General features: G+C 63.6%; 22 protein-coding genes. 6 read left to right on the forward strand and 16 right to left on the reverse strand.

From position 1 onward, the window contains the following. Nucleotides 1-78: 78 nt before the first annotated feature. On the reverse strand, nucleotides 79-1,434 hold the full coding sequence (locus BPNPMPFG_RS24930; protein WP_258591276.1) for an ABC transporter substrate-binding protein: 1,356 nt from the start codon (nucleotides 1,432-1,434) through the stop codon (nucleotides 79-81). 361 nt (nucleotides 1,435-1,795) lie between these two features. Here BPNPMPFG_RS24930 and BPNPMPFG_RS24935 point away from each other — a divergent pair, with 361 nt between their 5' ends. Next, entirely contained in the window at nucleotides 1,796-2,818 is a 1,023-nt protein-coding gene (locus tag BPNPMPFG_RS24935) for a substrate-binding domain-containing protein (protein ID WP_258591277.1), read from the forward strand. A 97-nt stretch (nucleotides 2,819-2,915) separates the two neighbouring features. On the opposite strand, the gene BPNPMPFG_RS24940 is transcribed toward BPNPMPFG_RS24935, so the two are convergent. Beyond that, nucleotides 2,916-3,824: a LysR family transcriptional regulator gene (locus BPNPMPFG_RS24940; RefSeq protein WP_258591278.1), complete on the reverse strand. Its 909-nt coding sequence runs from the start codon at nucleotides 3,822-3,824 to the stop codon at nucleotides 2,916-2,918. 78 nt (nucleotides 3,825-3,902) lie between these two features. Between BPNPMPFG_RS24940 and BPNPMPFG_RS24945 the strand changes: the two genes are divergently transcribed. Together BPNPMPFG_RS24945 and BPNPMPFG_RS24950 are read left to right on the forward strand one after the other, a co-directional pair. Beyond that, nucleotides 3,903-4,721 (forward strand): class I SAM-dependent methyltransferase, encoded by an 819-nt coding sequence (locus BPNPMPFG_RS24945; protein WP_258591279.1) that lies wholly within the window; start codon nucleotides 3,903-3,905, stop codon nucleotides 4,719-4,721. A 23-nt stretch (nucleotides 4,722-4,744) separates the two neighbouring features. Continuing rightward, on the forward strand, nucleotides 4,745-5,245 hold the full coding sequence (locus BPNPMPFG_RS24950) for a DUF8737 domain-containing protein (protein ID WP_258591280.1): 501 nt from the start codon (nucleotides 4,745-4,747) through the stop codon (nucleotides 5,243-5,245). Between the two features lie 131 nt (nucleotides 5,246-5,376). On the opposite strand, the gene BPNPMPFG_RS24955 is transcribed toward BPNPMPFG_RS24950, so the two are convergent. From BPNPMPFG_RS24955 to puuE, 14 genes are all read right to left on the reverse strand, one after another. Further along, nucleotides 5,377-6,807, reverse strand: a complete 1,431-nt coding sequence (locus BPNPMPFG_RS24955; protein WP_258591281.1) for a S8 family serine peptidase — start codon at nucleotides 6,805-6,807, stop codon at nucleotides 5,377-5,379. Then, nucleotides 6,797-7,465 (reverse strand): anti-sigma factor, encoded by a 669-nt coding sequence (locus BPNPMPFG_RS24960; RefSeq protein ID WP_258591282.1) that lies wholly within the window; start codon nucleotides 7,463-7,465, stop codon nucleotides 6,797-6,799. Before BPNPMPFG_RS24960 ends, BPNPMPFG_RS24955 begins: the two co-directional genes overlap by 11 nt. Further along, entirely contained in the window at nucleotides 7,462-8,028 is a 567-nt protein-coding gene (locus BPNPMPFG_RS24965; protein ID WP_258591283.1) for a sigma-70 family RNA polymerase sigma factor, read from the reverse strand. The genes BPNPMPFG_RS24960 and BPNPMPFG_RS24965 overlap by 4 nt, the downstream gene beginning before the upstream one ends. Nucleotides 8,029-8,357: 329 nt before the next feature. Beyond that, nucleotides 8,358-9,197, reverse strand: coding sequence for an alkaline phosphatase family protein (locus BPNPMPFG_RS24970; protein WP_258591284.1), 840 nt, complete (start codon nucleotides 9,195-9,197; stop codon nucleotides 8,358-8,360). A 94-nt stretch (nucleotides 9,198-9,291) separates the two neighbouring features. Next, nucleotides 9,292-10,881 (reverse strand): ABC transporter substrate-binding protein, encoded by a 1,590-nt coding sequence (locus BPNPMPFG_RS24975; protein WP_258591285.1) that lies wholly within the window; start codon nucleotides 10,879-10,881, stop codon nucleotides 9,292-9,294. 110 nt (nucleotides 10,882-10,991) lie between these two features. Beyond that, nucleotides 10,992-12,707, reverse strand: a complete 1,716-nt coding sequence (locus tag BPNPMPFG_RS24980; RefSeq protein ID WP_258591286.1) for an ABC transporter ATP-binding protein — start codon at nucleotides 12,705-12,707, stop codon at nucleotides 10,992-10,994. After that, nucleotides 12,707-13,531, reverse strand: coding sequence for an ABC transporter permease (locus BPNPMPFG_RS24985; RefSeq protein ID WP_258591287.1), 825 nt, complete (start codon nucleotides 13,529-13,531; stop codon nucleotides 12,707-12,709). The genes BPNPMPFG_RS24980 and BPNPMPFG_RS24985 overlap by 1 nt, the downstream gene beginning before the upstream one ends. Nucleotides 13,532-13,540: 9 nt before the next feature. After that, nucleotides 13,541-14,500: an ABC transporter permease gene (locus BPNPMPFG_RS24990; protein ID WP_258591288.1), complete on the reverse strand. Its 960-nt coding sequence runs from the start codon at nucleotides 14,498-14,500 to the stop codon at nucleotides 13,541-13,543. A gap of 15 nt (nucleotides 14,501-14,515) precedes the next feature. After that, nucleotides 14,516-16,102, reverse strand: coding sequence for an ABC transporter substrate-binding protein (locus tag BPNPMPFG_RS24995; RefSeq protein ID WP_258591289.1), 1,587 nt, complete (start codon nucleotides 16,100-16,102; stop codon nucleotides 14,516-14,518). A gap of 155 nt (nucleotides 16,103-16,257) precedes the next feature. Beyond that, the gene (locus BPNPMPFG_RS25000) at nucleotides 16,258-18,243 is read right to left on the reverse strand and encodes a CocE/NonD family hydrolase (protein ID WP_258591290.1); all 1,986 of its coding nucleotides are present in this window, start codon (nucleotides 18,241-18,243) and stop codon (nucleotides 16,258-16,260) included. 306 nt (nucleotides 18,244-18,549) lie between these two features. Beyond that, nucleotides 18,550-19,143, reverse strand: coding sequence for a nucleoside deaminase (locus BPNPMPFG_RS25005; RefSeq protein WP_258591291.1), 594 nt, complete (start codon nucleotides 19,141-19,143; stop codon nucleotides 18,550-18,552). Further along, nucleotides 19,140-19,646, reverse strand: a complete 507-nt coding sequence (locus BPNPMPFG_RS25010; RefSeq protein ID WP_258591292.1) for an ureidoglycolate lyase — start codon at nucleotides 19,644-19,646, stop codon at nucleotides 19,140-19,142. The genes BPNPMPFG_RS25005 and BPNPMPFG_RS25010 overlap by 4 nt, the downstream gene beginning before the upstream one ends. Beyond that, the gene (locus BPNPMPFG_RS25015) at nucleotides 19,643-20,506 is read right to left on the reverse strand and encodes a bifunctional allantoicase/(S)-ureidoglycine aminohydrolase (protein WP_258591293.1); all 864 of its coding nucleotides are present in this window, start codon (nucleotides 20,504-20,506) and stop codon (nucleotides 19,643-19,645) included. The genes BPNPMPFG_RS25010 and BPNPMPFG_RS25015 overlap by 4 nt, the downstream gene beginning before the upstream one ends. Before the next feature lie 9 nt (nucleotides 20,507-20,515). Beyond that, entirely contained in the window at nucleotides 20,516-21,934 is a 1,419-nt protein-coding gene (gene puuE, locus BPNPMPFG_RS25020) for an allantoinase PuuE (protein ID WP_258591294.1), read from the reverse strand. Between the two features lie 198 nt (nucleotides 21,935-22,132). Here puuE and uraH point away from each other — a divergent pair, with 198 nt between their 5' ends. The 3 genes from uraH to xdhB are packed head-to-tail and all read left to right on the forward strand — an operon-like array spanning nucleotide 22,133 to nucleotide 26,355. Then, complete coding sequence (uraH, locus tag BPNPMPFG_RS25025; protein ID WP_258591295.1) at nucleotides 22,133-22,507, forward strand: hydroxyisourate hydrolase; 375 nt, start codon at nucleotides 22,133-22,135, stop codon at nucleotides 22,505-22,507. A gap of 3 nt (nucleotides 22,508-22,510) precedes the next feature. Beyond that, the gene (xdhA, locus tag BPNPMPFG_RS25030) at nucleotides 22,511-23,992 is read left to right on the forward strand and encodes a xanthine dehydrogenase small subunit (protein ID WP_258591296.1); all 1,482 of its coding nucleotides are present in this window, start codon (nucleotides 22,511-22,513) and stop codon (nucleotides 23,990-23,992) included. After that, nucleotides 23,992-26,355 (forward strand): xanthine dehydrogenase molybdopterin binding subunit, encoded by a 2,364-nt coding sequence (gene xdhB, locus BPNPMPFG_RS25035; RefSeq protein ID WP_258596909.1) that lies wholly within the window; start codon nucleotides 23,992-23,994, stop codon nucleotides 26,353-26,355. Before xdhA ends, xdhB begins: the two co-directional genes overlap by 1 nt. Nucleotides 26,356-26,398: the final 43 nt, after the last annotated feature.

The raw sequence follows: 26,398 nt of genomic DNA on the forward strand, positions 1-26,398 counted from the left end.
TGAGGATTGCGAGCGGTGATGCTCGTTGGGTCCGGGCCAGGAAAGGCCCGGATCCAGTGCAAGGCAGGATCGGCCCGCTTACTTTATCGCGTCCCATGCTTTCTGGATGTCGGTCGCGACATCCTGGGCGGACTTGCCGCCGACCAGATCGATCATGCCGGTCCAGAAGGCTCCTGCGCCGATCTTGCCCGGCATCAGGTCGGAGCCGTCGAAGCGGAAGGTCGAGGCGTTCGCCAGGATATCGCCCTGTCTCTTGAGCGCCTCGCTGGCATAGGCGGCCTTGTTGACGGACTTGAACGGGGTCACGAAACCGCCCTGGGCCATCCAGATTTCATGCGCAAGCGGCATCTTGAGGAACTCGATAAAGGCGCGCGCGGCCTTGGAGTCCTTGGTGATCATCACCAGCGTGCCGGCGCCTTCCAAAGGCGTGCCAAGCTCGGGTTTCGAAGCGTAGACCGGGAAGTAGAAGAAGTCCGCGTCCTGGCCGAGTTTCGTGCCCTCTGGAAAGAAGGTCGGGATAAACGATGCCTGATGATGCAGGTAGCACTTTGGCGGCACCGAGAAGAGACCTTTCGGGCTATCGCGGAAGTCGGTCGCCGCGACAGCCTTGGCGCCGCCATCGACCATCTTGTCGTCGGTTGCGATCTTGCCGAAAAGCGATATGGCGTTGACCACCGCGGGATCGTTGAACGGAATCTCGTTCTTGACCCACTTGTCGTAGACTTCCGGTGGCTGGGTGCGCAGCATGTAGTCTTCCACCCAGTCGGTCGCCGGCCAGCCGGTGGCGCCGCCGGAACCGAGCCCGATGCACCACGGCTTGCCGCCATCGACGATGATCTTCTGCTCAAGCGTGGCCAGTTCTTCCTGCGTCTTCGGCACTGTGTAGCCGGCTTCCTTGAAATTGTCCGGGGAATACCACACCAGACCCTTCACGTCGGCCTTGTAGGGAAATGCGAAATAGCCGCTCTTGCCGTCCTTGTCCTTGAAGGTGCCGAGGTCGACCCAGGATTGGCCGGCGCCGTAATTGTCCTTGACCCATTTGGCGGTGTCGTCGCCGAGCGGCGTCAGCAGGCCCTTCGATGCCAGATCCTGGATCAGGCCGGGTTGCGGCAGCACGGCGATGTTGGGCGGGCTGCCGGCCTGCGTGTCGATGACGATCTGCTGTTCATAGTTTTCCGACGAGGAGTATTTGATCTCGGCGCCGGTCGCTTCCTGGAAATACTCAAGCACGGTGCGTACAAGGGTCTCGTCCTCGCCGCGCCACGGCCCGAAAATGGACAGCGTCTCGCCCTTGAGGTCGACTTTCTTGAGCTCTTCGTAGTTCGCCCAGTTGAAGCGGGGGTCTTCGCCCGGCTTGAACTTCAGTTCGGCATGCGCGGGCGCGTTCAGGGCGAGCGTGGCAAACGCGGCGCCCAGCAAAAGCATTTTCTTCATCGGTATTCCCTCCCAGTGGGTCACATACACCGGACGGAACCTCCATTCCGCCCGCCGACGCCGTAGGACTGTGACTCAGTCAGAAAGGAACCGCAACCTTTCGAAGAGTCTTCCAAAGCGCTTTGGCTTTTTCGATCTCGCCATTGAATCAGTCAGAAGTCAAGAGGGTCGCTGGCTAATCGATTTAATTTTAGGGATGCGGCACGAGAAAAGTGCGCTGCAACATGCTTTTATGGCAGTGCAGCAGCAATTTCGTTTCAAACCCGGCCAAAGCGCGCCTATGGTTCATCTTCATATCGCCGTGCCGTTGCGGTGCTCGGATTCACTGAATTAAAAGCGCTTTGAGGCGTGGAGGCCTCTCGTGAACCTCAAGCAGCTCTCTCATATGCTGGCGCTTTCGCAGACCACGGTAAGCCGCGCGCTGAACGGCTATCCCGAGGTCAACGAGGAAACGCGCCGGCGGGTGGTCGACGCCGCCAAGCGCCACGGCTACCGGCCCAATCCGAGCGCGCGCCGGCTGGCGACCGGCAAGACCGGCATGATCGGCTATGTCCTGCCGACCGGTGCGTCCGTCGACATCGATCCGCATTTCGTCGAGTTCCTGTCCGGACTGGGCGACTATGCCCGCTCGCACGAACTCGACCTGGTGCTGTCGCCGGCCGACGCCGACGACCAGGAGACGACCTACCGGCGCATCGTCGCCAACCGGCAGGTCGACGCCGTCTACATCTCTTCGCCGAGGCCGCAGGACCGGCGCGTGGCCCTGGTCAACACGCTCGGCATTCCCTTCATCGTCCATGGCCGCAGCGAAGGTTTCGATTTCGATTATCCCTTCACCGATATCGACAATGAGGGCGCCTTTCACGAGGCGGCGCGGCTGCTGATCCAGCTCGGCCACCGCAGGCTGGCGCTGATCAACGGTGACGATCGCGAGACCTTTGCCATCCACCGCGAGCGCGGCGTGCGCCGGGCGCTCGCCGCGAGCGGGCTGACACTGGGCGACCGTCATGTCTGCTCGGTGGTCATGACCGAGGAGAACGGCTATCGCGCGACCAGGCGTTTGCTGGAGGAGGGCGACGCGCCGACGGCGATCGCCTGCTCCAGCCTGATCATGGCGCTCGGCGTCGTGCGCGCGGTGCGCGACCTCGGCCTGACCATTCCGGGCGACGTGTCGCTGATCGCCCATGACGACGTCTTTCCGTGGCTGAGGCCGGAGAATTTCTCCGTGCCGCTGTCGACGACGCGCTCGTCCATCCGTCTCGCCGGCGCGCGCGTCGCCGAGCGGCTGGCAGCGCGGATTTCCGGACTGGAAGAGGGCGCCCGCGGCGAGGTCTGGCCGGTCGACCTGGTCGTCAGGGGATCGGTCGCCGGCGCGCCCGCATAATCGTCAAAATCCAATAGCTCTAAGCGACCGAGGTCGGCTCTTAGACCAGTTGGCTGTGAACCAGAGCCCGCAGTGATGACTTCGCTTGGCTCGTAGCTCAGGCCGCCGATTTGAGGTGATCGATGAAGGCGCGCAGCTTCGGCAGGACCTGGCGCTTGCCGGGATGATAGAGGAAGACGCCCGGCGTCATGGCGGCGACGTCGTCCAGCACCGATCTGAGCTTTCCTTCGGCTATCGGACGTTCGGCGACGGGTCGAGGCGTCTGCGCCAGCCCGACACCCTGCAGCGCGGCGCCGATCAATGTCGGATAGTCGTGCGCGATCAGCGGGCCCGAGACCATCGCCTCGATCGCCTCGTTGCCGTCGACGAAAGACCAGGGCGCAATCGCGCCGTTTGAGCGACGCAAGCGCAAGCAGGCGTGATGGCGCAAGTCGTCGACACGTTCAGGGTAGCCATGGCGCTCGATATAGTCCGGGCTGCCGACGACCACGAACGAGAACGACGGAGTGAGCCGCACGGCGACCATGTCGGCCGCGATGAACTGGCCGAGGCGGATGCCGGCATCGAACCCGCCGGTCGCGAGATCGACCATCTCGTCGCTGGCGGCGATCTCCAGTTCGATCTCGGGATAGGCTCGGCAGAACGACGCGATCATCGGTTCCAGGATCAGCGGCACGACGGCGCGGGGCACGGACAGGCGGAGCAGCCCGGTCGGCCGTTGACCGATATCGCGGGCGGCCTCGCCGGCCGCGACGATCTCCTCGAAAGCCGGGCCGGCACGGTCCAGGAACCGCTGACCAGGTTCGGTCAAGCCGACGCTCCGCGTCGTGCGGACGAACATCGCCGCACCCATGCGGGCTTCCAGCGCGCGCACCGCCTGGCTCACGGCGGACGGCGTCACGCCGAGTTCGGCGGCGGCGCGACGGAAGTTGCGGTGCCTCGCGACAGCCAGGAACGCCTCGACGCCCTCCAGCGCACCATGTCGGACTGTGTAGTTCTGCTTCATAGGCTGTTGTGATTACAGCGGATGGCCGAATTATGGAAGCGGGATTAGGTAAGAGCTGAAGCCAGGAGACATCTTGCAATGACCGATGAACTTGAAGGGGTACGCAACCACTATCGCGCGACCGGCCTGACTGAGCGGCTGAAGACGGTACTGGCTGCCCTCGGCCCGGAGGACCAGCTCCTCACGCCCCAGCAGTTGGGCGCCCTCGACCAGTTTCACACCCGTGGGCTTGCCGCCACCGCCGAGCTTGCCCAATTGGCCGGGATCGCCGCCGGCATGTCAGTACTGGATGTCGGCTCGGGCGTCGGCGGGCCGGCGCGTTTTCTGGCTGCGACCTATGGCTGCCGGGTTGCTGGCGTGGATATCAGCGAGCCTTTCGTGGATGCCGCGCGCTATCTGACCGAGCGCACGGGGCAGAGCGGGCAGCTGTCGTTCCAGACCGCCAGTGCACTGGAGCTTCCATTTGATGATGGTCGTTTTGATGTCGTGATGCTGCAGCACGTGGCGATGAACATCTCCGACCGGGAGCGGCTCTATAGCGAAATTCGGCGCATGCTGAAGCCAGGCGGCAGGTTTGCCACCTTCGACGTCGTGTTGGCCGGGAGCGAGCCGCATTATCCGCTCCCCTGGGCGCGAACACCGGCGACAAGCTTCCTCCTGACAATCGACGCGACGCGCGAGGCGATCGAGCCGGCCGGCTTCCGCATGCTGGCATGGCAAGACGACACCGAGGCCGCCAAGGCCTGGTTCGCACAGTTCCGCGCGTCGGGGCCGCCGCCTTCGCCAAATCTCGGCGTGGTTATGGGACCGGACTTCGCCGAGCTTGCGACCAACCTGGGTCGAAATCTCATGGAAGGCCGGCTCGGCATCCTGACCGCAGTGTTCGAGGTGGCCTGAACCAACCGCCGAGAGGAGGCCAAATGTCCACGGAAATCCTGTTCCAAACCCATCTCGTTCTGGGCTATGTCGTGTGGCTGCTTTGCCTCGGTGCATACGGTCTGCCGTGGCTCGGGTCGATGGACCGGGTCGCGGCGCAGCGCGCCATTGCCACTCTGCACAGCTTCCGCTTCTTCGGGCTGGTCTTCCTCGTTCCGGGCGTCGTAAGCCCCGATCTGCCTCCCAGCTTTGCCGTCTTCGCCGCCTATGGCGACTTCGCGACAGGGCTGTTGGCCATGTTGGCGCTGCTCACGGTGAGGATACGCACTCTCTTCTGGGCGTTCGTCGTCGCCTTCAATCTCGTGGGGATGCTCGACCTGATCGTCGACTATTACCACGCCGTCCAGATCGGCCTTCCCGCACGCGCGGGGGAGCTGGGCGCCACTTACGCGATCCCGATCATCTACGTGCCGCTGCTGATGATCACGCACATCGTCGCATTCTATTTTTTGGTACGTCCCAGAGCAATTCCAGGAAAAGTGTGAAACGGTTTTACCGGGAAAAGCGCGTAGCGCTTTCCCTTGGGAATTGCGTCAAAACAAAGAGATAGAGCGGTTCTGCGTTTCCGCGAAACGATGAACCGCTCTCGGCAAACCGCGACTTGAACCGTCGTGGATTACTCCTTCGCCGCCTCGGCCGCCTTGATGTCGAGCAGCCCGTAGCCGAAATCATTGTCGCGCTCCTTGGGGCCGAGATCCTTGGCGGTCGCCGCCAGCACCTTCTCGATACTATCGGCCGTGCGGTCGGGCGCGGCATGGATGAGATTGGCGATGGCGCCGCTCACGATCGCCGCGGCGAAAGAAGTGCCGGTGACCACGTCCGAGCCGGCCCCACTCGGCGCCACCATCTCGACGCCGGGCGCCGAGATGAAGATATAGGCGCCACGATTGGCCTGCGGCATCAGCCCGTCTTTGGCATCGGTGGCGGTCACGGCGATGACGCCGTCGAACGCGGCCGGGTAGCCATAGGGCGCCTTCGGCCCGTTGTTGCCGGCGGCGGCGACCAGCACGATGCCGAGCGCCCTTGCATTGCGGCAGGCGACACCGAGCAGTTCGTTCTTCGGCCCGACGAAGCTCATGTTGATGATGCGAACGTCTTGGCTCGCTGCCCAGTCGAGCGCCGACAGGATGACGTCCATCGTCGACTTGCCGCCCTCGAAGGCGCGGGCGTGGTAAATCCTGGCCCCTGGGGCCATGCCCTCCAGCGCGCCGACCCCGGCGATCAGCCCATCGACCGAAGTGCCGTGATCGCGCTTTTCGATCGGCACGCCGGGCATGGCGTCGAACTCTCCGGCGATGACGCCGGACAGCGCCGGATTGCTGTCGTCGATGCCGGTGTCGATCACCGCGACGCGGACGTTCTCGCCGCTGGCCTGTTTGGGGTCGAGCACGATGCGGTCGAAGGCGTAATTGACGATGCTGGCGGCCTGCTGCAGCGAATAGACATGGTTGGGCTCGCGCCGCTGGGTGCGGCCGTCGGCGGCAAGCTGCGCCAGCACGACGCCGACGGGGCGGCCGTCGGGAATGCCGAAGCGCACCAGCGTTGTGCCAAGCAGCCTGGACTGGCGCTGCGAGCGCACCTCGAGTCCGAAGGACGCGGCGATCTGCTGCACCGCCCCGGCATCGCCGTCGACCGTCACCAGCACCTCGTCGGGCACGAAATCGCCGACCACGGCACGCGGCGGCTGAACGGCGATGAGATCGGTCGGCGAGACGATCGGGCCACCGGCAGGGGGGCCGGCCTGGTTGTTGGCGGGCGGTGCCGGTTGCGGCGTCGGCGCGGGTGCTAAAGAGGCTGGCGGGTTGGGAAACAGGTCGACGATCAACGCGGGCAGAAAAACGGCCCCGGCCTGTGCCGCGCCAGATCCGCCCTTTGCGTCGCCGCCGTCCTTGGCGCAGTCTGGTGCCGATGCATTGGCCGCGTTGCCGCAGTCGATCTTCGTTCGGTCAAGGTTTGGGTCGTTGGCCTGCGCAGACGCGGGCACGGCGGCGATTGTCATCGCCGCCGCCAGGATCGCCGCGAATCGAATGACCGCCTCAGCCGCCATCAACCGGTTTCCTTCCCTCGATCACAGTGTCGGTGAAAGGCTGGGCGGCAATAAGGCTGATTTGCCTGGTGTAGTCGGCGGCGTTTGTGGCGGGAATGCCGAGCCGGAACACGCCGTCGGCGGTCGGCCCACCGATGATCTTCAGCCCGTTGCCGCCGAGAAAGCCGGAAACGTCCGACATCTTCGCGTCCGGCTTGAACTTGACCAGGGCGAACGGCATTTTCGCCAGATCGTCTTGCGCGCCGGCAATCTCGAAATTGCCGCTCTTGCCACCGGGCTGCACCAACGACTGCACTACAATCAAGGCAAGCAGAACCGCGGCGGCCGCCCAGGCAAAGCCGGCCGGCACCGCCATGAAGCGGCCCCAGGTCTGCGCCAGCCAGGACGAGCTTGCTGGCTTGCGCGCAGATCCGGCCTCGGCATCGAGCGCCCTGGCGAAGCGGCTGAGCGCATTGGCCGGCGGACGGATCGCTTCGTTGGTGGCCGTTGTGCCGGAGAATTCGGCTTCCGCCTCGCCGAGACCGGCAATTGCCACTGGATCGTTGGCCAGCCATTCCTCGACGGCTTCCAGGTCCGAGCCTTCCAGCGAGCCGTTCAGATAGAACGGCAGCAGCGTTTCCATTTCGTCGCGGCGCGACATCTTTTCGGCGGCGCTCATGGCCATCCCCTGTCGTAACCGGCAGCCTTGAGGGCCTCGCCGAGTTTCTTGCGGGCGTAGAACATCCGGGTCTTGACCGTCGCCACCGGAATGCCGAGCACCTCGCCGATCTCGCCCACCGATTGCCCATGATAATAGGCAAGGTCGATCACCGTGCGGTGTTCTTCCGGCAAGGCGTCAATGAGGCGACGCAAGGCGGCAGCCTTGTCTTCCTTCATGGTGACGACTTCCGGCGTGTCGGCGCTGTCGGGCACCGCGGCGGCGGCCTCGTCGTCGATCCAGTCTTCCTTTTTCTTGCGCAGCAAGGACAGCGCTTTGAACCGGGCGATGCCGAGCAGCCATGTCGAGACTTCGGAGCGTCCTTCGAAGCCTGGCGCCTGCCGCCATAATTCGAGAAACACTTCGTTCGCGATATCGTCAGCCATTATGTCCGATCCCGTCTGGCGCACCACGAAGCGATAGACCCGCGCGTGGTGACGCATGAACAGGAGCCGCACGGCGGCACGGTCGCCCTTCGCGACCCGGTCGACAAGCGCGCGATCGGTCTCGGTCGCCGCCGTCATCGCCGGTCGAGCCGCCTGGCTCCTGTCTGCTCTGTCGCCGATAGGTCCAAAAAGGTTCATCCTCCGCCAAGGAATTTTTGGGAGGCTAACCGAAGAGCCGGGCGGTTGCCAGTAGCCGAGCCGTTTCCTTCTCCCCGTGTGGGAGAAGGTGGATCGGCGCGTAGCGCCGAGACGGATGAGGGGTGTTGGACGGATCATTGCGCTGGAGAAGTAAGCGCTTAAAAACCCTCAATATTTTCACGCCGTGTTTCTTCCAGCACCCCTCATCCGTCTTGTCGCTTCGCGACAATCCACCTTCCCCCACAAGGGGGGAAGGGAAGGCGTCCTGCTCAGCTCAAAAACGGCTTACCCTTCATCGTCGCCGGCGCCGGAACACCCAGCCGGCTCAGCACCGTCGGTGCCAGTTGCAACTGGTCGAGCAGCGTGTCGGCCTGCGGGCCCTTGGCCGAACCGAAATAATAGAGGGCAAAATCCTGCATCTCGTCGTCATGGCCGCCATGGTGGCCGCGATCGGTCTGGCCGTGGTCGGCGGTGATCATGACCTCGTAGCCGGCCTCGATCCAGCGCGGCAGGAAGGCGGCCAGCATGCCGTCCATTGCATAGACGGCATGATCCATCTCGTGGCAGTCGTGGCCGAAGCGATGGCCCATCGAGTCCAGCGTGCAGGTGTGCAGGATGCCGTAGTCGATGCCGTGGCGCCTGGTCAGCATGGTCAGCGTCGCGAACAAATCGACATCGCTCGGCGTCATCTGGTTGCGGGCGTTGTAACCGGTCATGGTGTGGAAGCGGCCATGCGTGATCGGCCCGCCCGGCTCGTCGAATTCCATGTCCTCGACGAGGTCGAACGGATAGGCGCGGAAGAACTCCGACCAGTAGGAATGGGTGACCGCGCCGGTCTTGCCGCCGGCCTTGCTGACTTCGGAGAAGATGTCGGGCTGCTCGACACGGAACCGGTTCTCGTTGGACAGGATGCCGTGCACCTGCGGCGAAACCCCAGTGTGGATCGAGGCATAGCAGCAGGCCGAGGTCGACGGCAGCACGGAGCGCATCTTCCAGACGCTCGCCTCGCCCGATTGCACCCAGCCTTCGAGATTGCCCATCAGCCGTCGCCAGTTCCTGTAGGGCACGCCATCGAGGATGATCAGCAAAAGTTTTGTCTTGAGCGCCACGGGCGACTCCATGCGATTGCGCAGTTGAAATTAGAACGCCGTGCACCGCTGGGGCACACGGCGTTCCTTGTTATGAAATGATAGGCAGGTTTGGCTAGGCGTTCAGCCAGCACTCGCCGAGCGCGTAGCCATCCATCATTTCGCCGATAGGGCTCTTGGCAAAGCCGCTGATCTTGTTGGTGGCGGCAGCGTCGATGAACTGGTTGAAGAAGGGTACGATCAACCCGCCTTCGTCGCGCATCAGCACCGCCATGTCGTGATAGATCGCCTTGCGCTTGGCCTGGTCGAGCTCGCCGCGCGCCGCAAACAGCATCTTGTCGAATTCCGGCCGCTTGAAGCGAGTGTCGTTCCAGTCGGCGGTCGAGACGTAGCCGGTGGAATACATCTGGTCCTGCGTGGCGCGTCCGCCCCAGTAGGAGAGCGAGAAGGGCTGCTTGTTCCAGACTTCCGACCAGTAGCCGTCGCCGGGTTCGCGCTTGATCTCGATCTTGATGCCGGCCTTGGCGCAGGACTGCTGGTAGAGCTGGGCGGCATCGACGGCGCCCGGGAAGGCGACGTCCGAGGTGCGCAGCACGATCGAGCCGCTATGGCCGGATTTCTTGTAGGCTGCCGCCGCCTTTTCCGGATCGAACTTGCGCTGCTCGATATCGGTGGAAAACAGCGGATAGGCTTCGTTGATCGGGAAGTCGTTGCCGACCGAACCATAGCCGCGCAGGATCTTTTCCAGCATCTCGTCGCGGTCCATGGCAAGCTTCAGCGCCATTCTGAGCTCATTGCTGTCGAAGGGTGCGGTGTCGCAGAACATGTTGAACGGGTAGTAGCCCTTGCCCGAGACGTTCTCGATGGTGACGCCCGCGATGCGCTTGACCAGATCGACAACCTTGGGCTCGACGCGGTTGATCATGTGCACCTGGCCGCCCTGCAGGGCAGCCAGCCGCGCCGTCGCGTCGTTGATGACGACGATCTCGATCTGGTCGGCATGACCCAGCTTGTCGCCTTGCCAGTAATTGGCGAAACGCTCGCCGCCATGGCGCACGCCCGGCTGGTTGACGGTGACCTTGTACGGCCCGGCGCTGATGCCGGCATTGGGATTGTCCTTGCCGCCATTCGGCTGGATGACGAGATGGTAGTCGGCCATCAGATAGGGGAAGTCGGCATCCGCGTCGCCGAGCGTGACGATCACTTCCTTGCCGCTCGCCTTGACGCCCTTGATGTTCTTGAGGATGCCGAGCGCGCCCGACTTCGACTTCTCGTCGGCATGGCGTTCGATGGTGGCCGCGATGTCTTCCGCGGTCACGGTCTTGCCATTGTGGAACTCGATGCCGTCGCGCACCTTGATCGTCCAGGTCTTGGCGTCCTTGGCGGCGCCGATCTCCTCCGCGATCATGTTTGTCAGGCTGTTGTCGGGCATCAGCCGGACAAGATATTCGCCCCACTGCTTGCCGAAGCTGTAGGTGACCTGGCTGAGGTTCAGCGCAGGATCGAGGCTGTTGGTCGATTCACCGCCTTGCAGACCGGCCTTGATCGTTCCGCCTTTTACCGGCGTCTGGGCAAAGGCCTTGCCGGCCAGCGTCGTTGCCAGTGCCGCCGACACGCCAAGTGCCGCGGTGCGGCCGAGGAAATCGCGACGCGAGATCCGGCCCTGGCCGGCGAGTTCAGCGAGATGGTCGAGTTCAGTTTTCATGTCCTACCTCTTGTTAAAACAATTCCACACGAGCGGCGCCCGTCCAAAAGGGACGTGTGGCGCTCTAGTGTTGCATGCGGATGACGGCAGTCGTGCCTGACCAAGGCTCGCTAGTTCCCCGCGCTGGCCATTCGACGTCCCTTGATCGCCTTTTCCAGCCAGCCGATCTCCATCTCTGGGACAGATGACAGGAGAAGGTCGGTATAGTCGTCGAAGGGCGGGCTCAGCACCTTGCTCTTCGGGCCATAGCGCACCACTTCGCCGCGATACATCACCGCGATCGAATCGGCGATCGACTTCACCGTGGCGAGGTCATGGGTGATGAAGAGATAGGCGACGTTCTCCTCCTTCTGCAGGCCGAGCAGCAGCTTCAGGATGCCGTGCGCCACCAGCGGATCGAGCGCCGAGGTCACCTCGTCGCAGATGATCAGCTTCGGCTTGGCGGCGAGCGAACGGGCGATGCAGACGCGCTGCTTCTGGCCGCCGGAAAGCTCGGCCGGGTAGCGGTCGGTAAAGCCCTTGCCCATCTCGATCTTGTCGAGCAGTTCGGCGACGCGTTTGTCGCGCTCGCGGCCGCGTATGCCAAAATAGAATTCGAGCGGCCGGCCGATGATGGTGCCGACGGTCTGGCGTGGGTTCATCGCCACGTCGGCCATCTGGTAGATCATCTGCAACTGGCGCAAATCTTCCTTCGGCCTGTCGGCCAGCCGGTTTGCCAGCGGGCGCCCATCAAAGGTGACCGTTCCCTCTTCGGGTGGCAAAAGCCCGGTGATGGCGCGCGCCAGCGTCGACTTGCCGGAGCCGGACTCGCCGACCACCGCGAGCGTCTGGCCCGGAGAGATGTCGACCGAGACGTTCTTCAGCACCTTGATGTGGCTGCGGCCATAGGCGGCGGTGACGTTCTTCACCGACAGGAACGGCGTCGTGCCGGGCTTTTGTTCGGCATGTTCGATCTCATGCACAGACACCAGCGCGTTGGTATACTCCTGGCGCGGCTCCTTGATGATCTGCCGCGTGCCGCCCCATTCGACCAGCCGGCCATGGCGCAGCACCATGATCTCGTCGGAGACCTGGGCGACGACGGCAAGGTCATGGGTGATGTAGAGCGCCGCCACATGGGTGTCGCGGATGGCGTCCTTGATCGCCGCCAGCACGTCGATCTGCGTCGTCACGTCGAGCGCCGTGGTCGGCTCGTCGAAGACGATCAGGTCCGGCTCGGAGCAGAGCGCCATCGCGGTCATCACGCGCTGCAACTGGCCGCCAGAGACCTGGTGCGGAAAGCGTTCGCCGATGGTTTCGGGGTTGGGCAGGCTGAGCTTCTTGAACAGCGCAACAGCGCGCTTCTCGGCCTCGGCTCGGCTCGCGGTGCCGTGCAGCAGCGTGGCTTCCACCACCTGGTCCATCAGCCTGTGCGCCGGGTTGAAGGCGGCCGCCGCCGACTGCGCGACATAGCAGACCTCGCGGCCGCGCAGCTTGCGGAAGCCGTCCTTGCCACCCTTGAGGATGTCGCGGCCGTTCAGGATGACCTCGCCACCGGTGATGCGCACGCCACCGCGGCCATAGCCCATCGACGACAGGCCGATGGTCGACTTGCCGGCGCCGGATTCGCCGATCAGGCCAAGCACCTTGCCCTTCTGCAGGGTCAGCGAGACATCGTGCACCAGCACGATGTTCTTTGGCGGTTCGCCGGGCGGGAAAACCGTCGCCTCGATGCGCAGATTGCGGATGTCGAGGAGAACGCCGGGCTTCTGTTGCCCGGATTGGGATTGCCCGGCCTCGGGTTGCCTGGATTGGGATTGCCCGGATTGCGATTGCTTGTCGGCCATTACCCGCGCCCTCCCTTCAGGCTTGTCGTCCGGTTGAGCACCCAGTCGGCGACCAGGTTGACCGAAATCGCCAGCAGGGCGATCGCCGCCGCCGGGATCAGGGCTGCCGCGATGCCGAAGACGATGCCGTCCTTGTTCTCCTTGACCATGCCGCCCCAGTCCGCATCCGGCGGCTGGACGCCAAGGCCGAGGAAGGACAGCGTCGACAGGAACAGCACGGCATAGATGAAGCGCAGGCCGAGTTCCGAAACCAGCGGCGACAGCGCGTTGGGCAGGATCTCGCGGAAGATGATCCAGGCACTGCCCTCGCCGCGCAATTTCGCCGCCTCGACATAATCCATGACGTTGATGTCGACGGCGACCGCCCGCGACAGGCGATAGACGCGGGTCGAGTCGAGAATGCCCATCACCAGGATCAGCGTCACCAGGTTTGTCGGCAGCACGGAAAGTACGACGAGGCCCATGATCAGTGTCGGGATCGACATCAACAGGTCGACGAGGCGCGACAAGAGCGTGTCGAACCAGCCGCCGAATACCGCCGCCGAGAAGCCGAGAATGGCGCCGAGCGAGAACGACAGCGCGGTGGCGAGCACGGCAATGAACAGCGTGATGCGGGCACCGTAGATCATGCGCGACAACAGATCGCGGCCGAGATTGTCGGTACCCAGCCAATGCGCCGCCGACATCGGTTCCCAGACGTCGCCGACGATTTCGCCATTGTCGTGCGGCGCGATCCACGGGGCGAACACCGCCGCCAGCACGAACAGTGCCGTCAGCACGATGCCGATCAGCGCGGGGATGGGGATGCGTTTGATATCGAGCATATCCGCCCCCTATTTCGGATGTCTGAGACGCGGATTGGCGACGATGGCCGCAACGTCCGCAATGATGTTGAGGCTGATGTAGACGGCGGCGAAGATCAGGCCGACCGCCTGCACCACCGGCACGTCGCGCTTGGTGACGTGGTCGACGAGATACTGTCCCATGCCCGGATAGACGAAGATCACCTCGACCACGACGACGCCGACGATGAGGTAGGCGAGATTGAGCATGACGACGTTGATGATCGGCGCAATCGCGTTGGGGAAGGCATGCTTGCGGATGACGTTGAAGGCCGACAGGCCTTTCAGTTCCGCCGTCTCCACATAGGCCGACTGCATGACGTTGAGGATCGCGGCGCGTGTCATGCGCATCATGTGGGCCAGCACCACCAGCGTCAGCGCCGTTGCCGGCAAGGCGATCGCTTGCATGCGCTCGCCGAACGGCATGCCGTCATAGACGGTCGAAATGCCGGGGAAGATCTGCCACTTCACGGCGAAGAAATAGACGAGCACATAGCCGATGAAGAATTCGGGGAACGAGGTCGAGGCGAGCGCCAGTCCCGAGATCAGCTTGTCGACCCAGCCATTGCGGTAGCGTACCGCGATCAGGCCGAGGATGATCGCCAGCGGCACGGCGACGATCGCCGCCCAGAAGGCGAGGAACAGCGTGTTCCAAAGCCGGCCCTTGATCGATGTGGCGATATCCTGGCCGCTCGACATGGCAGTACCCAAGTCGCCGGTCAGCACGCCGCCGAGCCAGTGAAAATACCTGACATAGGCGGGGTCGTTCAGCCCGAGCTGCTCGCGCAGATTGGCAAGCGACTCCGGCGTCGCCGATTGTCCGAGAATGGCTTGCGCGACGTCGCCGGGCAGGATCTGGGTGCCGGCGAAGATCAGGACCGAAACGGCCAGCAACAGGACGATGCCCAGCGCAATGCGCTGGGCGATTAGCTTCAGGATGGGTGAAGACATATCCGCAAAGCCGGCTCAGGCCTGCAGCCAGCACTTCGCCAGGGCGTAGCCGTTCATCAATTCCTGGTGCGGATCGTCGATCCAGCCATCGACCTTGGCACCGGTCGCGTCGATGAACTGGTTGAACATCGGCAGGATCAGACCACCATCGTCGCGCACCATGACGGCCATGTCGTGGTACATCTGCTTGCGCTTGGTCTCGTCGAGCTCGGCGCGCGCCGCCAGCACCATCTTGTCGAAGTCCGGGCGCATGAAACGCGTGTCGTTCCAGTCGGCCGTCGACAGATAGGCTGTCGAATACATCTGGTCCTGCGTCGAGCGGCCACCCCAGTAGGAGGCGCAGAAGGGCTGCTTGTTCCAGACCTCGTTCCAGTAGCCGTCGCCGGGCTCGCGCTTGAGCTCGATCTTGATGCCGGCCTTGGCCGCGCTCTGCTGGAACAGCTGCGAGGCGTCGACGGCGCCCGGGAAAGCGACGTCAGAGGTCCGCAACAGCACCGTGCCGTCGTGACCCGATTTCTTGTAATGGAACTTGGCCTTGTCGGGGTCGTATTTGCGCTGCTCGATCTCGGAAAACAGCGGATAGGACGAATTGATCGGGAAGTCGTTGCCGAGCGAGCCGTAGCCGCGCAGGATCTTGGTCAGCATCTCTTCTCGGTCGATCGCCAGCTTCAGCGCCATTCTGAGGTCGTTGTTGTCGAACGGTGCCGTGTTGCAATGCATGATGAAGACGTAGTGGCCAGGACCGGCGTGATTGCGGATGGTCACGCCCGGCAGGCGCTTGATCAGGTCGACGATCTTCGGCTCGACGCGGTTGATCATGTTGACCTGGCCGCCCTGCAGGGCCGCCGTGCGCGCGGTCGCATCGTTGATGACGATGACTTCGATCTGGTCGGCATGGCCCATCTTGTCGCCCTGCCAGTAGTTGGCGAAGCGCTCGCCGCCATGGCGCACGCCGGGCTCGTTGGTCTTGACCACGTAGGGACCGGCCGAGATGCCGGCATCCGGCTTGTCCTTGCCGCCATTGGGCTGGACGATCAGGTGGTAGTCGCTGAGCAGGTAGGGCAGATCTGCGTTGGCCTCTTTCAGCGTCAGCACCACTTCCTTGCCGCTGGCCTTGATGGTCGCGATGCCCTTCATGTAGCCGAGCGCGCCGGACTTGGACTTTTCGTCGGAATGGCGCTCGAGCGTGGCGGCCACGTCTTGCGCGGTCACCGTCTTGCTGTTGTGGAATTCGACGCCGTCACGGATCTTCAGCGTCCACACCTTGGCGTCCGCCGACGAGCCGATCTCCTCGGCGATGCGGTTCTCAAGCTTGCCTTCCGGCGACAGCTCGACGATCATTTCGCCCCAGCACTTGCCGAAGGCGAACGGCACCTGCGTCATCATCAGCGCCGGGTCGAGGCTGTTGGTGGATTCGCCGCCGACCAGGCCGGCCTTCAGCGAGCCGCCCTTGACCGGGCCCGCGGCGCGCGCCGCGCCTGAAAGCAGCGAGTTGGCGAAGGTCGCGGTGACGCCGAGCGCTGCCGCCCGACCGAGAAAATCGCGACGGCTCAATTTGCCGGACGCGACTCGCCGGCTAAGGAATTCCAGTTCGTTTGACATATCGAGTTCCTCACTCTGTTGGTTCGACTCTGCGGTCGATTTTCTTGCTTCTTGTTGAGGAGAATAATGACCGCAAGGGAAAGCGGTAAGCAAGACGGAATGCGACATGCCGTGGCGTAAATCGTACGTCGCTTTTGGACCAATGACATATCAGCTCAAAGAAGTGCGCGCGGCACCTTTTCCTCGAAATCACGTTCGAAGACGAGGGTCTCGCCCTCATAGGCCTCGATTCTGGCGCTGACGATGAAGTTTTGCGCGTCCGATCGCATTTCGGCCAATGTTTCGGTGCGCACCGACCATCCATTTCGCGACAGGGTCTGCGTCCAGTGCGTCTTTCCCGAGGCCGACAGCGGATCGTCGGGATGGATCGTCCACGTCTCGCGGGCAATGCTGCCGTTGGCCAGGCCGTGGTCGAGATCGCGCAACTCGCCGAAATCATCGACTATGGAAAGCGTGACAATTCCGGTCTTCTCGTCGCGCTCGACATGACGCTCGGAATTGGTGGCGCGGATCGTCTCGGTCGCCCAGGGAGTGGCGCCTTCGGGCTCGGCGAACGTCACTTCGTCGCCTGTCGCCAACGGCCGCAGCGGCAAGGCCAGCGTCGCAGCCGACAGAGTGAGCCGGACCGGCTCCGGCGACGGCCAGATCATCGGCCAATAGGCGTTCGACACGGCAACGCGCAGACGGTGGCCGGCCGGCACACGATAGGCGCATTGATCGAGCACCACGCGCGCGGAGACGGTTTCGCCTGGCACCAGCGCCTCGGGGAATTCATGCGAATTGCGGTGCGTCAGGTTGAGCACGCCGTAGGAAATCAGCTCGGAGGCGCCGTCCGGGTGCACATCGCACAGCCGGATCGCGATATTGGCCTGTCGTCGATCCGCCGACACGCCGACCAGAACTTCCGGCGCGCCGACAATGTCGATCGCCTCGGCAAGCGGCGGCTGGTCGAGGCACACCGACAATGCGTCGTCGGGGCGCTGGTCGCCCGGCAGCTCGGGGCCGAACGTGAAGGGAAAATACTCGCCGCCGGCCATGCCGCAGTTTTGCGGCGAGGCGACGATGGTGGGCTTGCTGCCCTCGTCGATAAGCTCAATCGATTGCGTCTTGATGGCGGGCGAGGGCCATTCCTGTTCGGCAATCCAGCGGCCCGGCCGCTCTGGGTGCCAGCGTGCCGGACGCACGCTGTCCATCACATAGGCGCGGTAGGCCGGATCGGCCTCGACGCCAGTGTCGATGTCCTTCAGCCAGCGGTCCCACCAGCGCAGGGCCTCCTGCAGGAAGCCGATGGCGGGCTTGGGTGCGGCGTAATGCGGGTATTTGTGGATCCACGGTCCGACGATGCCCTTCACCGGCACCTGGATGTTGGTGGCGAGGTGCGAGACGGTGTTGCGGTAGCCGTCATGCCAGCCACCGATCGACAGCACCGCGGCTTTGACAGCGGAAAAATCCTCGCAGATCGAGCCGCGCCTCCAGTAGGTGTCGCGGTGCTGGTGCTTCAGCCACAGCGGCGCCAGGAAGGACTGATTCTCCAGCCGGCTCATCCACAGATCGCGCCACCGGTTGTCGCCGATCAGCAGCGGATCCGGCGGTCGCGACGAATAGGACAGCATGGTCGAGGCCCAGCCGAAATTCTCGATCAGCAGGCAGCCGCCCTTGTAGTGGATGTCGTCGGCATAGCGGTCGACGGTCGAACACAGGCTGATCACCGCCTTCAGCGCTGGCGGCTGCTTGGCCGCCACCTGCAGGCAGTTGAAGCCGCCCCAGGAAATGCCCATCATGCCGACATTGCCGTTGCACCAGGGCTGCGATGCCGCCCAGGCGATGACGTCGCAGGCGTCCTGCAATTCCTGCTCGGAATATTCGTCGTCCATCAGCCCTTCGGAATCGCCATTGCCGCGCATGTCGACGCGGATCGAGGCATAGCCGTGGCCGGCGAAATAGGGATGCGTCAGCTGGTCGCGGAAGATGGTGCCGTCGCGCTTGCGGTAGGGCAGATGCTCGAGGATCGCGGGCACCGGATCGTCGCCGGCATCTTCCGGCATCCACACCCGCGCCGACAGCCGGCAGCCATCGGGCATGACGATTCCCATATCCGGAAATTCGACGACCTTGCGGGGAAATTCGGTGACGGTTTTCATGGCTGCATAACGCCCTGCGGCGCGGCGACTTTCAATCGCCATTCGCGACTGGAGCAGCGAAATATGCGACCTGTCATGGGCGCAGTGGTCGTCGCAAGTTTGCTAGGTTAGCGCTGCCCCTCACCCTTACCCTCTCCCCGTATAGAGACGGGGAGAGGGGGCGTCAGCGTTGGAGCGCTTCCCTTCTCCCCGTCACTATACGGGGAGAAGGTGCCGGCAGGCGGATGAGGGGCGGCGCCAACCCTCGACAATTTTCGGCTGCAATTTGTAACGAGCGATTGCGCTGCTAGTTGAGCGCCGACAGGCTCAATTCAGCGGAATGTCATTCTCGCCCTTGCTCGCCTGATAGGCGCCGGACAGGTCGTCATAGCGTGCCGAGATCCTGCCGATGCGCGTTTCCAGCCGCTGACGTTCGGCCTCGGGCAGTGAGCGCACCAGCCTGCGGATCGAAAAGCTCTTCCAATAGGCGTTCTCGGCATTGTAGCCACCGGGATCGAGGGTAAAGACCTCCTTCAGGATATTCAGATCATGCGGGATGGCGAAGCTGTCGCGCGAATCCTCATGGCTGAACAGATAGTAGAAATTGTCGAAGCCGGTCCAGGTGATCGCCGACAGGCAGAGCGAGCACGGCTCGTGCGTGGCGATGAAGATGGCGTCCTTGGTCTCGATCCGCTCGGCCTTGGGCATTTCGTAGAAGCGCTTCAAGCAATGCACCTCGCCATGCCAGAGCGGGTTTTCAATCTCGTTGTTGGTCTCGGCCAGCACCAGCGAACGGTCATCCTTGCGCAGGATCGCCGCACCGAACAGCTTGTTGCCAAGCGCAACGCCTTCCGCCGTCTTCGGCACGATGTCGTGCTCGATGACGTCGAGCAGGCGGTCGATCAGGGAAATGTCGGTCATTGTTGGCTCTCGTCGGGGAGATGAATCTCGTAGGCATGCGAGAAATGGAATTCTTCGAGGTTGGAGCCGTCGCCGCCACGGTCGACGATCAGGAAATCCTGCGCCTCGCCGAGCGGCGTCAGCACGCCGTGCCAGAGATTGCGGAAATAGTTGATGCCTTGTCCGGGGGCGGTGATGAAGGCATGCGGTTCGCCCGGCCCCTCATCGCCGTCATGGCAGACGACGACCAGGAACGGCCGCGGCGACAGCGGGATGAAGGCCTGGCTGCCGAAGGGATGGCGCTCGACCATGCTCAGCTTCAGCGGCAATTCGTAGGGCGTGCCGCGCACCATTGAGATCAGCACGCGGGCGTTCGGCCCTGCAGCCTCGGCGGTCGCGAGATCGTGGTAGCGCTCGGCCTTGCCGCCATTGATCGGGTAGTGGTCGCCGCCGCCCATGTCGATCACGTCGCCGAAGGCCGCAAAGCTCTCGCGGGTCAGCGGCCGCGCGACGATGCGGTTCACGGCGCCCGCCTTGCGACACCGGCGCCGCCGAGCTTGGCGTGGCGGTTGACGTCCTTGTAGAGCAGATAGCGGAATTTGCCTGGGCCGCCGGCATAGCAGGCCTGCGGGCAGAAGGCGCGCAGCCACATATAGTCGCCGGCCTCGACCTCGACCCAGTCCTGGTTCAGGCGGTAGACCGCCTTGCCTTCCAGCACATAGAGGCCGTGCTCCATGACATGGGTCTCGGCGAAGGGAATGACCGCACCGGGCTCCAGCGTGACGATGGTCATGTGCATGTCGTGGCGCAAATCGGCCGGATCGACGAAACGCGTCGTCGCCCAGCGGCCTTCGGTGCCGGGCATCGGCGTCGGCGCGATCTCCTGTTCGTTGGTGAAGAAGGCTTCCGGCACATCGAGACCGTCAACCGCCTCGTAAGCCTTGCGAATCCAATGGAAGCGGACATCCCCCTTGCCTTCGTTGCGAACCGTCCAGCCGCTTGCCGGCGGCAGGAAGGCAAAGCCGCCTGGCCTTAAACTATGCTTCTCGCCGGCGAGCAGAACCGTCAATTCGCCCTCGACCACGAACAGAGCATCTTCGGCGCCGGTATCGGGTTCCGGCCGGTCGCTGCCGCCGCCGGGCGCGACCTCGACGATGTATTGCGAAAACGTCTCGGCAAAACCGGACAGCGGGCGCGACAATATCCAGACCCGAGTCTTGTCCCAGAACGGCAGGGCGCTGGTGACGATGTCCTGCATCACCCCCCTGGGGATGACGGCATAGGCCTCGGTGAAGACGGCGCGGCCGGTCAGAAGCTCGCTCTGGCCGGGGTGGCCGCCATGTGGCGCGTAATAGGTTCGGTCGGGCATCCTGATCGTATCCATGGGTTCAACCTATTGCGGGAGCATGTCCTTGAGGCGGAGCAGCGCGATGCGCTCGACCTGTTTGCAGGCGGTCTCGAATTCAACGCCGCGGCTGTTGCCGATGCGCGCCTCGAATTCCGCCAGGATTTCTTGCCTGGTCTTGCCTTTCACCGCGATGATGAAAGGGAAGCCGAAGGTGGTGACGTAGGCGGCGTTGAGCTTGGAGAACAGTTCGCGTTCCGTGTCGGTCAGCGCGTCGAGGCCGGCCGAGGCCTGCTCCCTGGTCGATTCCGCCGTCAGCCGTTTGGCCTTGGCCAGTTTGCCGGCAAGGTCGGGATGGGCGTTGAGCACGCCGAGCCGCTCGGTCTCGCTGGCGGAACGGAAGACGCGGCAGAGCGCATTGTGAAGGCCGCCTGACGTGTCGTGCGCCGGGCCCAATTCCAGCTCGTAGGCGCGTTCGGCGATCCACGGCGAATGCTCGAAAACACTGCCGAACGTGTGAACGAACGTCTCGAATTCCATTTTCGACGGGCGAAGTGCCGCCGGCCGATAGGGATGGTTCTCCTGCCAGTGGCGGGCGATATCGATGCGCCGTGCCAGCCACACCTTGTCGTGCGATTTGACATAGTCGACGAAGCGTTTCAGCGCTGCCACCCGGCCCGGTCGCCCGACGAGGCGGCAATGCAGGCCGATGTTCATCATGCGCGGCCGGCCGGCCTTGCCCTCTTCATAGAGCGTGTCGAAACTGTCCTTCAGATAGGCAAAGAACTGGTCGCCCGAATTGAACCCTTGCGGCGTGGCGAAGCGCATGTCGTTGGCGTCGAGTGTGTAAGGGATAATGAGCTGCGTGCCGCCCTCATGCTCGAACCAGTAGGGCAGTTCGTCGTCATAGGTGTCCGACACATAGTCGAAGCCGCCTTCTTCCGCCGCCAGGCGCACCGTGTTGACCGATGTGCGGCCGGTGTACCAGCCGGTCGGGCGCTGGCCGGTCACCTCATAATGCAGGCGGATCGCCGCTTCGAGGTCACGGCGCTCATCCTCGGCGCTGTGGTCGCGGTAGTCGATCCATCTTAAGCCGTGCGAGGCGATCTCCCAACCGGCTTCCTGCATCGCCGTGACCTGGTCGGGCGAGCGGGCGAGCGCTGTGGCGACGCCATAGCAGGTGATCGGCACCTCGGCCTCGGTGAACAGCCGGAGAAGCCGCCAGAAGCCGGCGCGGGCGCCGTACTCGTAGATTGATTCCATATTCCAGTGGCGCTGGCCCACCCAGGGTGCGGCGCCGACGATTTCCGACAGGAAGGCTTCCGATGCCTTGTCGCCGTGGAGCACGCAGTTCTCGCCGCCCTCTTCGTAGTTGACGACGAACTGCACGGCGACATGCGCGCCGCCAGGCCATTTCGGATCCGGCGGATTGGCTCCGTAGCCGCGCATGTCTCTGATGTAACGCATCGTCCCTCCCGCCGGGCATTGCCCGAAGTATGATCAGGATATCGAAAGGGCCGCTTGCGCATTCCCCCGAAAATTTTTGAAAGTGTTTTTGTCGCACTCCGCTCGACCGGGACTTATGCATCGCCTTTAATTGGCGCACAATTCAGCAGCATGTTCGATTGTACCGGCCAGTTAGTACTGGAAAATGGGAGGCGGCCAATGGCAGAAACGTCGAAAGCCGATGGCGGGCGTCTGACGACCCATGTCCTCGACACCGCGACCGGCAAGCCGGCGGCGGGATTGTCGATCGCGCTTTATCACCTCCAGGGCGACGCGCGGACACATCTGAAGACCGTTGTCACCAATGCCGACGGCCGTTGCGACGCACCGCTGCTTGCCGGCGCGGAATTCCGCACCGGCGAATACGAACTGGTGTTCGCGGCCGGCGATTATCTGCGGAGCCTGGGAACGACGCTGCCGAAACCGGCCTTCCTCGACAGCGTCCCGATCCGCTTCGGCATGGCCGAAGCCGTGCATTATCATGTGCCGCTGCTCGTCTCGCCGTACGGCTATTCGACCTACAGGGGGAGCTGAGGCGTGGCCAAGGTCAAAATCCGCAACGAGATCCGCTTCATTCTCAATGGCAGGGATGTCGTGCTTTCGTCGGTGGCATCAGACGCGACCTTGCTCGACTGGCTGCGGCTCGACCGTTCGCTGCGCGGCACCAAGGAAGGCTGCGCCGAAGGCGATTGCGGCGCCTGCACCGTGCTGGTCGGCAAGCTTTCGCCCAGTGGGCTGGTCTATGAAAGCGTCAACGCCTGCATCCGCTTCCTCGGCTCGCTGGATGGCACCCATGTCGTCACCGTCGAGCATCTGCGCGGCCTGCCGGGCCAGTTGCACCCGGTGCAGCAGGCCATGGTCGATTTCCACGGTTCGCAATGCGGCTTCTGCACGCCGGGCTTCGTCATGTCGCTCTATGGCCTGTGGATGAAATCATCCGACCCGTCGAACGCGGCAATCGAAAAGGCCTTGCAAGGCAATCTCTGCCGTTGCACCGGCTACGAGGCGATCATGCGCGCGGCGCACGCCATCTCCAGCTATGGCAAGGTGGCGAAGGACCCGCTGGCGGTGGAGCGCAAGGCGATCACGGCAAGGCTCGAGGCCATGCATGACGGCGCGCGGGTCGAGATCGGTTCGGCCAAGAAACGGCTGATCGTGCCGGCCAATGTCGACGATTTCGCCGCTTTGCTGGACAAGGAACCGGGCGCCACGATCGTTGCCGGTTCGACCGATGTCGGCCTGTGGGTGACCAAGCACATGCGCGATATTTCGCCGGGGATCTTCATCGGCAATCTCGACGGGCTGTGTGCCATATCCGAAGACAAGGGCGTCATTACCATCGGCGCCGGCGTCACCTACACCGAGGCGTTCTCGACGCTCGCCAAGCGCATCCCGGCGCTGGGGCCGTTGTTCGACCGCATCGGTGGCGAACAGGTGCGCAACATGGGCACCATCGGCGGCAACATCGCCAATGGCTCGCCGATCGGCGATACGCCACCACCCCTGATCGCGCTCGGTGCGCGGCTGACGCTGCGCAAGGGCAAGAAGCGGCGCACGATCCCGCTGGAAACCTTCTTCATTGCCTACGGCAAGCAGGACCGGCTATCAGGCGAATTCGTCGAGGCGGTGCACGTGCCTGTTCCCGCCAAGGGTACGAAATTCGCCGTCCACAAGATCACCAAGCGCCGCGACGAGGACATCACGGCGGCACTCGGCGCCTTTTTCCTGACTCTGGCCAAGGATGGCACGGTCGCGGATGTACGTATCGCCTATGGCGGCATGGCGGCGACGCCGAAGCGGGCATCCGCGGTCGAAGACGCCTTGCGCGGCAAACCGTGGACAGAGGCGACGGTTGAAGCGGCGATGGCCGAATATGCCAAGGATTTCACCCCGCTCACCGACATGCGGGCTTCGGCTGAGTATCGCGCCCTGGCGGCACGCAATCTGTTGCTGCGCTTTTTTGTCGAAACCACAGGCACCAGGGAGCAGATCCAGGTTTCAAGGCATGAGGCGGCATGATGAACAAGCACGCCACGCCCAATCTTAGGGCTGAAAAGATCACCGGCGGCGTCGCCACCGACCAGCGGCATGACTCTGCGCACAAGCATGTCAGCGGTACTGCCGTCTATATCGACGATATGCCGGAGCCGGCCGGCACGCTGCATGTCGGTCTCGGCCTGTCGAAGGTTGCACACGGCATTCTCAGAAGTGTCGACCTTTCGGCGGTGCGGACCGCACCGGGCGTTGTCGATGTGCTGACCTATGCCGACGTGCCGGGCGAGAACGACGTGTCACCCAGCAACATGCACGACGATCCGGTGCTGGCCCAGGACAAGGTGCAGTTCTTCGGCCAGCCGATTTTTGCGGTCATTGCCGAGACCCGCGACGAGGCGCGCCGCGCAGCACTGCTGGCAAAGATCGACTATGACGAGCTTCCCGCTGTGATCGATATCTGGGACCTCGATCCGGTGAAGGACAGGCAGGTCACCGCGCCGCTGACACTCAGGCGCGGCGACGCGGCCGCCGCCATTCAAGCGGCACCCCGCCGCATCAAGAACCGCATGTGGCTTGGCGGTCAGGACCATTTCTATCTTGAGGGCCAGGTTTCGCTTGCAGTCCCCGGTGAGGACGACGAGGTGATTGTCTATTGCTCGACCCAGGGACCGAGCGAGACACAGCATCTGGTCGCCCATGCGCTCGGTGTTCCCTCCCACGCCGTGACGGTGGAGGTCCGCCGCATGGGCGGCGGCTTCGGCGGCAAGGAAACGCAGGCCAATCAATGCGCGGCGATCGCCGCGATCGCTGCAAAGAAGCACAAGCGCGCGGTCAAGATCCGGCTCGATCGCGACGAGGACATGACCGCCACCGGCAAGCGCCACGATTTCGCCATCGACTACGAAGTCGGCTTCGACGACGAAGGCAACATTCTCGGCGTCGACTTCACCTTCGCGCTGCGCTGCGGTTTTTCCGCCGACCTGTCCGGCCCGGTCGGCGACCGTGCCCTGTTCCACTGCGACAACGCCTATTTCTACCCGAACGTGCTGGCCAAGTCGGCGCCGCTCTACACCAACACCGTTTCCAACACCGCCTTCCGTGGTTTTGGCGGTCCGCAAGGCATGGTCGGCGCCGAGCGCGTCATCGACGAGGTCGCCTTCGCCGTCGGCAAGGATCCGCTCGACATCCGCAAGCTGAATTTCTACGACCCGATGGAGGCGATCGGCACGCGCAATGTCACGCCCTATCACCAGAGGGTCGAGGACAACATCATCCAGCGCATCGTCGCCGAGCTCGAGGAAAGCGCCGGCTATGCAAGGCGACGGCGCGAAATATCGGCCTTCAACGCCAACAGCCGCTTCATCAAGCGCGGCCTGGCGCTGACGCCGGTCAAGTTCGGCATCTCCTTCACCAAGACGGAGTCCAACCAGGCGGGCGCGCTGGTGCATGTCTATGCCGACGGCTCGGTGCACATGAACCATGGCGGCACCGAGATGGGGCAGGGCCTGCATCTCAAGGTGGCGCAGGTCGTTGCGGAAGAATTCCAGATCGATCTCGACCGGGTGAAGATCACCGCCACCACCACCGCCAAGGTGCCGAACACGTCGCCGACGGCGGCGTCTTCGGGCGCCGATCTCAACGGCATGGCGGCGCAGAATGCCGCCCGCCAGATCCGCCAGCGGCTGACTGACTTCGCCGCCGAGAAATATCAGGTTCCGATCGACCAGGTGGTGTTCCTGCCGAACCGGGTGCGCGTCGGCAACCAGGAGGTCAGCTTCAACGATCTGGTCAAGCAGGCCTATATTGCGCGCATCCAGCTCTCGTCCGCCGGCTTCTACAAGACACCGAAAATCCATTGGGACCGCAGCAAGGGCCGGGGCCACGCCTTCTACTACTACGCCTATGGCGCGGCCTGCGCGGAGGTGTCGGTCGACACGCTGACCGGCGAATATGTCGTCGAGCGCGCCGATATCCTGCACGACTGCGGCCGCTCGCTGAACCGGGCCATCGACATCGGCCAGGTCGAGGGTGGCTTCATCCAGGGCATGGGTTGGCTGACGACTGAGGAATTGTGGTGGGATGGCAAAGGCCGGCTGCGCACGCACGCGCCGTCGACCTACAAGATCCCGCTGGCGTCGGACCGTCCAAAGATCTTCAACGTGGCGCTGACCGACTGGTCACAGGCCTACGAGCCGACCATCCATCGCTCCAAGGCGGTCGGCGAGCCGCCTTTGCCGCACGGCATGGCGGTGCTGCATGCGCTGTCGGACGCGGTGGCCAGTGTCGCCGACCGCAGGATCTGTCCGCGCCTCGATGCGCCGGCAACGCCGGAACGGGTGCTGATGGCGATCGAGCGGCTGAAGAACGAGGTCAAGGCCGGCGCCTGAATCCGGCGAAACGTGCAATTCGGACTGAAAAAGCCTACATTTC

Origin of the sequence: Mesorhizobium sp. AR07 (assembly GCF_024746815.1) — a bacterium.
Lineage (GTDB): Bacteria > Pseudomonadota > Alphaproteobacteria > Rhizobiales > Rhizobiaceae > Mesorhizobium.